Genomic DNA, 7,358 nt, shown 5'->3' with positions numbered 1-7,358 from the left:
TAAATATAAACTCTTTTTTATTTGATTGGTAGATATTATATCTAAAATATTTTAAAAACTAAGATATAATAAAAATTATGTTGAATAAGTAGTGAATAACTTTTGGATAACTTTGTAATTTAAGTGAAAACTTATAAAGTTTTTACCATTATATCACTCTTTTAATAAGTGAATAGATTTTTTAAGGATATGTGAACAGTTGAAAAAAAAGATATTAGGAATAGACCCTGGAACTATAAATTGTGGTTATGCAGTTATAGAAAAAAATAATAGAGAATTAAGACTTTGTGAAGCTGGATTGATAAAAATAAAAAGTAAAATTTTACAAGAGCAAATAGTTGAAATGGTTGAGGGTTTGGATTTGATTTTTTCAAATCACGAGATAAACGAAGTAGCTATTGAAGATATGTTTTATGCTTTTAATCCAAAAAGTGTAATTAAACTTGCTCAATTTAGAGGTGCTATATCGTTAAAGGTTTTACAAAAATTTGGAAATTTTTCTGAATACACTCCATTACAAGTTAAAAAAGCAGTTACAGGAAATGGAAAAGCAGCAAAAGAACAAGTTGCTTTTATGGTAAAAAGATTATTAGGTATAAAAAAAGAGATAAAACCACTTGATATTACAGATGCAATTGCAATTGCATTAACTCATGCACAAAGATTAAAATGAAAAATTTTGCAATTATCTCATTTTGGACTTTAGGTATTATTTGGGGAAGTAATTTTATTTATATGAAGATGGCAGCTGATTATATTTCTCCTATGCAAGTTGTTTTTTTTCGAGTTTTATTTGGATTTATCCCAGTATTTTTATATGCACTTTATACAAAAAGTTTGAAACTAAAAGATTTGAAATATAGTTTTCATTTTATCATTATGTCGTTACTTGCAACTGTTGTTTATTATTTTGGATTTGTAAAAGGGTGTGCTTTACTTTTATCTGGAGTTGCAGGAGCTTTAAGTGGTTCAATTCCTCTTTTTTCATTTTTGCTTGCAGCTATTTTTCTAAAAGAAGAAAAAATCACAAAATTGGCTTTTTTGGGTGTTTTTATTGGGTTTTTAGGAGTTGTTCTAATAAGTGATGTATTTAATGAAAATATTATGGCTTCTAGTATGGAAGGTATGCTTTCTATGATTTTAGGGTCACTTAGTGTGGGAGCATCTTTTATTTATGCAAAAAAATATGTTATGCCTTTAAAACTAAAAGCCCAAGCTCTTACTACTTATCAGTTAGGTTTTGGAGTTTTGATTTTACTTTTTATCACGAACTTTGATGGCATAAATAATATTTGGCAAGATACTCATAGTGCACTTGGATTAGTTATTGGTTTGGGATTATTAGGTACGGGATTAGCTTATATTATTTATTATTATATGATTGAAAAGTTAGGTGCTTTAAAGGCCTCTTCTATTACTTATATTCCTCCTATAGTTGCACTTATTATTGCTGTATTTATTGTGGGAGAAGATATTAAATGGATTGATATTATTGCTACAGGGTTTATATTTTTAGGAGTATTTTTAATAAATCAAAGAAAAAAAGCATGATATTAGTTTAAACAAAAGTTGTTATAATTCGCCTCTACGAATTATTAGGATAATAAATGAAAAGAATTGGAATACTCTCTTCACACAATGGAAGTGGCTTTGATACACTTTTTGAAGCTTGTGAAGATAAAATTTTAAATGCGCAGGTTGTATTAGTGATATCTAATAACCAAGAGGCAAAAGTGTTACAAAAAGCATCAAATAATAATATTCCAAATTTTGTTGTAAATGCAAAAAAATATCCAGATGAGAACCTTGATGAAAAAATTACTAAACTAATGCTTGAGTTCAAAGTTGATTATATATTTTTATCAGGTTATATGAAAAAGATTGAAGAAAATCTTTTAAAAAACTTTCCAAATAAAATCATAAACTCTCATCCTGCATTATTGCCAAAGTTCGGTGGAAAAGGGATGTATGGAAGATTTGTTCATGAAGCTGTCATAAAAGAAAAACAAAAAGAATCAGGTTGTACAATACATTTTGTAAATGAAAATTATGATGAGGGTAAATATATAATTCAAGAAAAAATTTCCCTAACAAGTGATGAAAGTGTAGAAACTTTAGAAGATAAAATAAAAATTTTAGAGAAAAAAGCTATTGTAAATGCATTTAAAAAAATGTTAAGTTGAGTAGTATTTAATAGTAATTTTCCTATAATAAAACAATAATCGTTTTGGAGAAATAATGAAATATTTAGTTTGTGATGATTCTAAAATGGCAAGAAAGATGCTAATTAAGGATTTAAAAAATTTAGTTGGTCAAGAAATAGAAGTTTTTGAGGCGACTAATGGTTTAGAAGCTTTAAAACTGTATGAAGAAGTATCTCCTACTATTACTTTTATGGATTTGACAATGCCTGAAATGAATGGATTTGATGCTGTAGAAAAAATATGCAAAATTGACAAAAATGCAAAAATAATTGTAGTAAGTGCAGATATTCAAGAGGCTTCAAAAGTAAAAGCAAAAGAAAATGGAGCACTAGGATTTATTAAAAAGCCTATTAATGAAGAAAACCTTAAACAAATTCTTTTAAAACTAAAGGTTTTATAATGAACGATAGCAACTGTTTTAATGATGATCAAAAAGATTGTTTACAAGAGTTGATGAATATATCTTATGGTTCTGCAACGGCAGCGATTGCTGATATTATAGGAAAATTTGCAAATCTTAGTATTCCTAAGATTACTACTTTATCAAGTAGTGATTTTAAGGATTATATTCAAGAAAAAGTAGAACATTATCCTGCTTGTTATTTAGTTAGCCAATTAATTGACGGAAAACTTTCAGGGGAAAACCTTTTTTTAATTGATGAAAGCTCATTAAAAAATTTAGCCTTAGAATTTGATTTAAATGAATCAGATATAAATGAAGATGAATTAAAAGATGTAGTTTTAGAAATTACAAATATTATTTCTTCAACTACTTCTAGTAAACTAGCTGAACTAATAGAGACTGATATTTTATTTTCACCACCTGATGTGAAAGTTGTAGAGTCTGCACAAAATTTAGAAGAACATTATCATGTGGAATATAATCACATTATAATTATTTCTACTGTAATAGAGTTTGAAGTTCAAAATATACATAGTGAACTAATAATGATGTTAAGAGATGATTCTATTGGCTTTATGAAAAGTGCATTAGATAAAATAATGGATGAGATTTAAATGGAATTTTTAAATAATAACATCATTTTTAATACTATTGATAATGGAATAATAATTTTAGATGAAGATCTAAATATAAAAGCTTGGAATAAGTGGCTTGAAGTTAAAACAGGTGTAAAAGCAAGTGAAATAGTTAATCATGAAATTTGCGAAAAATTCCCTTATATAGATAAAAAAAAGTTAGTAAGAAAAGTAAAATCTGTACTAATAACAAAAAGTACTTCTTTTTTTAGTGTAGAGCCTCATGAGTACTTAATTAAAATTCAATCAAATAGTATTATGGGTAAAGTTTTTAAATATATGAGACAAGATGTTACTTTGGTTCCTTATGATTTAGATAAAAGATTAGTATGTTTATATATTTATGACCATACTAAACTTCATGAAACATCACAAAGATTGAAAAAATCAAATGAAGAGTTAAAGGAACTTTCAAGTAAAGACCCACTTACTCAATTATATAATAGAAGATATTTTACAGAGTCAGCTAATACTATGCAAAGTCTTTCTATTAGAAATAATCATCATATTTCAATCATCATTTTGGATGTTGATAATTTTAAAAATATAAATGATACTTATGGACACTCTGTTGGTGATAAAGTTATAGTTTCACTTTCAAGAATATTAGAAAATAACTGTAGAAAAAGTGATATTGTAGCTAGATTTGGGGGAGAAGAGTTTGTAATTCTTTTATATAATACTTCTTTATCTTTTGCCCAAAGTGTTGCAGAAAATATCAGACAAAATGTAGAAGATTATTCTGTTGATGTAAAAACAGGAAAATTTAGTTTTACACTTAGTTTAGGTGTTGCTCAATTTGATGCACAACTTGATAAAGATATTGAATCAACTATAAATAGAGCAGATAAAGCACTTTATACTGCAAAAGAGAGTGGGAAAAACAAAGTTATAGTAGATCTATAACTTTGGTAAAGACCACTTTTTATAATATGCTAATAATCTCAGTAGAACACCTAAAATAAATAATACTGTAATATTAAAAATATTTCTTTGCTCAAATAATTGTAAAATATACATACCTAAACCAACTATTATTGCAACTGTTCCATAAAACTCACTTACAAGTATTGATGGTACTCTATTTATTAGAATATCCCTAATTGTTCCTCCACCAACAGCTGTAAGAAAAGCTAAAATTAAAACACCTACAAAATTGAAGTCATTTTCAATAGCTATGATGGAACCAGTTATTGCAAAAGAGACAAGGCCAATGGCATCAGAAATTATAAAGGCTATTTTCCCTTCAAAATCTGCTATTTTATGAAGTTTAAAAGCAAGAGATAAAAAAACTGTTCCAATTACAAGTGTTACAGGAAGTGTATCTGTAAAAATATATGGAGTTTTATTTGCAATTGTATCTCTAATCATTCCACCTCCAAGGGCTGTTAAGAAAGAAGAAATAACTATTCCTAAAATATCTAAGTTATAATGAACAGCTATTAAAAATCCACTAGCAGTAAAACAAATTATTCCAATAATATCTGCAATTTGTAATGCCGTCATTTATTATTAACTCTTTTATTTAATTTTTAAGGATTATACTAAATTTTCTATTTGAAGTTGATTTTAAAAATATTGTTTTTATTTTTGTATTCATATTCTAATTTTAAATAATGTCTATTTAAAATTTTATCAACAATACTAAGTCCTAATCCAAAGCCATTCCTTTGTGCTAACTCTTGGGTGAAAGGTTTTAAATAATAATCTAATCCCTTTGAAAGTTTTTCACCTATATTTTCTATAAAAATAGTATTATTTTTGGCTTTTAAAATTATAGGAAAGGAAATAGTATATTTAAGGGCATTGTCAATTAAGTTTTTCAAAGCAATGCTAAGATAATTTAAATCACCCTCTATTTTAAAATCATCTTCTATATTTAAATTTATTTTTGTCTCATCATTTATATATAATTTATCTAAAGCCTCTAATATCAAAGTTTCCGCACTAAATTTTGTAATATCAAGTTTTGATGAATTTAGTTTTTCAAGTTCTATTAACTCATTTGTTAAAATTTCCAAGTCAGAAAATATCTTTTTTAAAAGCTCTTTTTGTGAAAAATCATCAATTTTTTCTATGGCAAACTTACCCTTAGCAATTGGAGTTCTAAGTTCATGTCCAATATCTCTAAGTAGGGCTTCTCTTGTTTTAATTAACTCTTCTAGGTTAGTTGCCATCTTATTAAAGGTATTTGCTAATATTCCAATTTCATCATTTGATTTGATTTTGATTCTTGCACTTAAATCACCCTTTGAGAAACTCTCTATTTCTTTTGTGATTTTTTTAAGAGGTGAGAGCAGTTTAATAATATACAAAAATATAAGAAATAAAACAAAGACATCAAGAAAAACCAAAATATTTAATGTAAGTTTTTCATTTAGATTTTTTTCATCTTGAGTTTTTAAAATATATTCATCTTCAAGATATTTTATATGAAGAATAAGTTCATCATCAAAGCCCTTTTGAAATATTGAAATAGAGCCAAAAGTGTGAGCTTCGTTATATAAAATCTTTTCTTCATTTGTTTGATTTTTAGTGATGGGTTTTAGTTTATATTCTTTAATTATTTGATTTACTAAACTTGTATTATCTATATTTTGATAAATCTCATTTGCTATTTTTAAATATTTGTCTTTTATTAGGCTATCTATTCTTTGGGAATTTATACTATCTATCCAATATCCAATAATACTCATAAGAATAAGGCTTATGATAAATAAAATAGAAATCTTTTTTGTAATACTCATTTTAACTCACAAACTTATAACCAACACCCCAAACAGATTTTATGTATTTTGGGTTTTTAGAGTCATCGCCGATTTTATATCTTATATTTGAAATGTGCATATCTATTGTTCTATTTTTTGTATTTGGATCTAGTGACGTGGCATGAAGTATTTGTTCTCTTGAAGAGATTTTATTTAGGTTTTCTATTAAGAAAATAAAAATCTCAAACTCTATTTTTGTAAATTCAACTGGAAAATTATCAACTATTACTTCTCTATTTTCTTTGTCTATTTCAAAATCACCTAGTATTATTTTACTATTTTCATATTTTTTTAAAATATGTTCTATTCTTAGTACTAGCTCTCTTGGTTCATATGGTTTTGCTAAATAATCATCAACTCCTAATTCAAAACCATGTATTTTATTTCCTATATCACCCCTTGCAGATGAGATGATAATAGGTATATCTTTTATTTGTTTTAATTTTTTAAATAAATCAAAGCCATCCATAAAAGGTAACATCAAATCTAATATAGCAATACAATAATTTTGGTTTTGAAAGAATTCATCAAGGGCATCTTTAGGATTTGAAAATGATGTACAGTCAAAGTGATAATCTTTTAGATAATCGCTTATCAAACTTTGCATTTGTAAATCATCTTCTATAAGTAGTACTTTTTTATTCAATTCTCCACTCCTTTAAAAAGTGAGAAAATTTCTCTTTTTGTTCATCATTTAAAATATCATGAATCTTTTTTAGATTTTTAACCTCTATCTCTTTAGATTTTTGATTAATCTCATCTAATATTTTTCCATAAGTTATTTCATCAAAATCTTTTTTTTCTATTAATTGAGTTAATTCTTTTTCTTTTTTTCTTTCAAATTTATAAAATCTTTTAGACTCTTTTTTATATTTTTTTAGTACCTCTTTTATCTTGGCTAATTGATTTTTGTCAAGATTTAGATAATCCAAATTTTTGTAAATATGATGTTTCTGTTCTTTATCTTTTTCATGGTGTTCATACTTGTCTGCAAAAAGATTAGTAGAGAAAATAATACTACATAAAAGAGCTAATATTTTTAATTTTATCATTTTCAATTAATCCTTTTTCCACATCACTATGACAAGCTTTACAGTTAGCTTTACTTTTTACTTCTTTATTTAAAAAGACACTTTTGGGAATATCTTCATGTTTCTTTTTCGAATAAGTTGTTTGAGTCATGGCTATTATATCTTTATTTCCTATAGACTTTAGAATTTTGAAACTAGCTTTTTTTGTAGATTTTTCAGCACTATATTGTACTAAAAAATCTAAAATATTTTTTTCATCTTTTTTATCTAAACTTGCATCATCTCCAAAATGATTCTCTAAATCTTTCATCAATATT

At 25.8% G+C, this 7,358-nt stretch carries 11 protein-coding genes; 6 read left to right on the top strand and 5 right to left on the bottom strand.

The window, feature by feature from the left end; genetic code table 11:
- Positions 1-199: 199 nt before the first annotated feature.
- From ruvC to ACNI3D_RS16965, 6 genes are read left to right on the top strand one after another with little or no spacing between them, the layout of a single operon-like run.
- Positions 200-673: a crossover junction endodeoxyribonuclease RuvC gene (ruvC, locus tag ACNI3D_RS16990; RefSeq protein ID WP_129100401.1), complete on the top strand. Its 474-nt coding sequence runs from the start codon at positions 200-202 to the stop codon at positions 671-673.
- Positions 670-1,551 (top strand): DMT family transporter, encoded by an 882-nt coding sequence (locus tag ACNI3D_RS16985; RefSeq protein WP_419767825.1) that lies wholly within the window; start codon positions 670-672, stop codon positions 1,549-1,551. Before ruvC ends, ACNI3D_RS16985 begins: the two co-directional genes overlap by 4 nt.
- A gap of 56 nt (positions 1,552-1,607) precedes the next feature.
- A complete protein-coding gene (gene purN, locus ACNI3D_RS16980) occupies positions 1,608-2,183 on the top strand; it encodes a phosphoribosylglycinamide formyltransferase (RefSeq protein WP_419767824.1) in 576 nt (191 codons plus the stop codon).
- A gap of 55 nt (positions 2,184-2,238) precedes the next feature.
- Positions 2,239-2,604, top strand: coding sequence for a response regulator (locus ACNI3D_RS16975; RefSeq protein WP_129100404.1), 366 nt, complete (start codon positions 2,239-2,241; stop codon positions 2,602-2,604).
- Complete coding sequence (locus tag ACNI3D_RS16970) at positions 2,604-3,221, top strand: chemotaxis protein CheC (protein ID WP_129100405.1); 618 nt, start codon at positions 2,604-2,606, stop codon at positions 3,219-3,221. Before ACNI3D_RS16975 ends, ACNI3D_RS16970 begins: the two co-directional genes overlap by 1 nt.
- Entirely contained in the window at positions 3,222-4,148 is a 927-nt protein-coding gene (locus tag ACNI3D_RS16965) for a sensor domain-containing diguanylate cyclase (RefSeq protein WP_129100406.1), read from the top strand.
- Here the strand turns inward: ACNI3D_RS16965 and ACNI3D_RS16960 are convergent.
- The 5 genes from ACNI3D_RS16960 to ACNI3D_RS16940 are packed head-to-tail and all read right to left on the bottom strand — an operon-like array spanning position 4,143 to position 7,351.
- Complete coding sequence (locus ACNI3D_RS16960) at positions 4,143-4,748, bottom strand: trimeric intracellular cation channel family protein (RefSeq protein WP_419767823.1); 606 nt, start codon at positions 4,746-4,748, stop codon at positions 4,143-4,145. The two genes, ACNI3D_RS16965 and ACNI3D_RS16960, sit on opposite strands and share 6 nt — an antisense overlap.
- A gap of 47 nt (positions 4,749-4,795) precedes the next feature.
- Positions 4,796-5,989, bottom strand: a complete 1,194-nt coding sequence (locus ACNI3D_RS16955; RefSeq protein WP_419767822.1) for an ArsS family sensor histidine kinase — start codon at positions 5,987-5,989, stop codon at positions 4,796-4,798.
- Between the two features lies 1 nt (position 5,990).
- Positions 5,991-6,656 carry a response regulator transcription factor gene (locus ACNI3D_RS16950; protein WP_419767821.1) on the bottom strand — a complete coding sequence of 222 codons (666 nt, stop codon included), beginning with the start codon at positions 6,654-6,656 and terminating at the stop codon, positions 5,991-5,993.
- Positions 6,649-7,062 (bottom strand): Spy/CpxP family protein refolding chaperone, encoded by a 414-nt coding sequence (locus ACNI3D_RS16945; RefSeq protein WP_419767820.1) that lies wholly within the window; start codon positions 7,060-7,062, stop codon positions 6,649-6,651. The genes ACNI3D_RS16950 and ACNI3D_RS16945 overlap by 8 nt, the downstream gene beginning before the upstream one ends.
- Positions 7,028-7,351, bottom strand: a complete 324-nt coding sequence (locus ACNI3D_RS16940) for a cytochrome C (RefSeq protein WP_419767819.1) — start codon at positions 7,349-7,351, stop codon at positions 7,028-7,030. Before ACNI3D_RS16940 ends, ACNI3D_RS16945 begins: the two co-directional genes overlap by 35 nt.
- Positions 7,352-7,358 lie beyond the last annotated feature (7 nt).

The organism is Arcobacter siniprincipis (SeqCode), from assembly GCF_048571125.1.
Classification (GTDB): Bacteria; Campylobacterota; Campylobacteria; order Campylobacterales; family Arcobacteraceae; genus Arcobacter; species Arcobacter siniprincipis.
The sequence above is the reverse complement of the archived record's forward strand: the minus strand, read 5'-3'. Positions and strand labels throughout refer to the sequence as shown.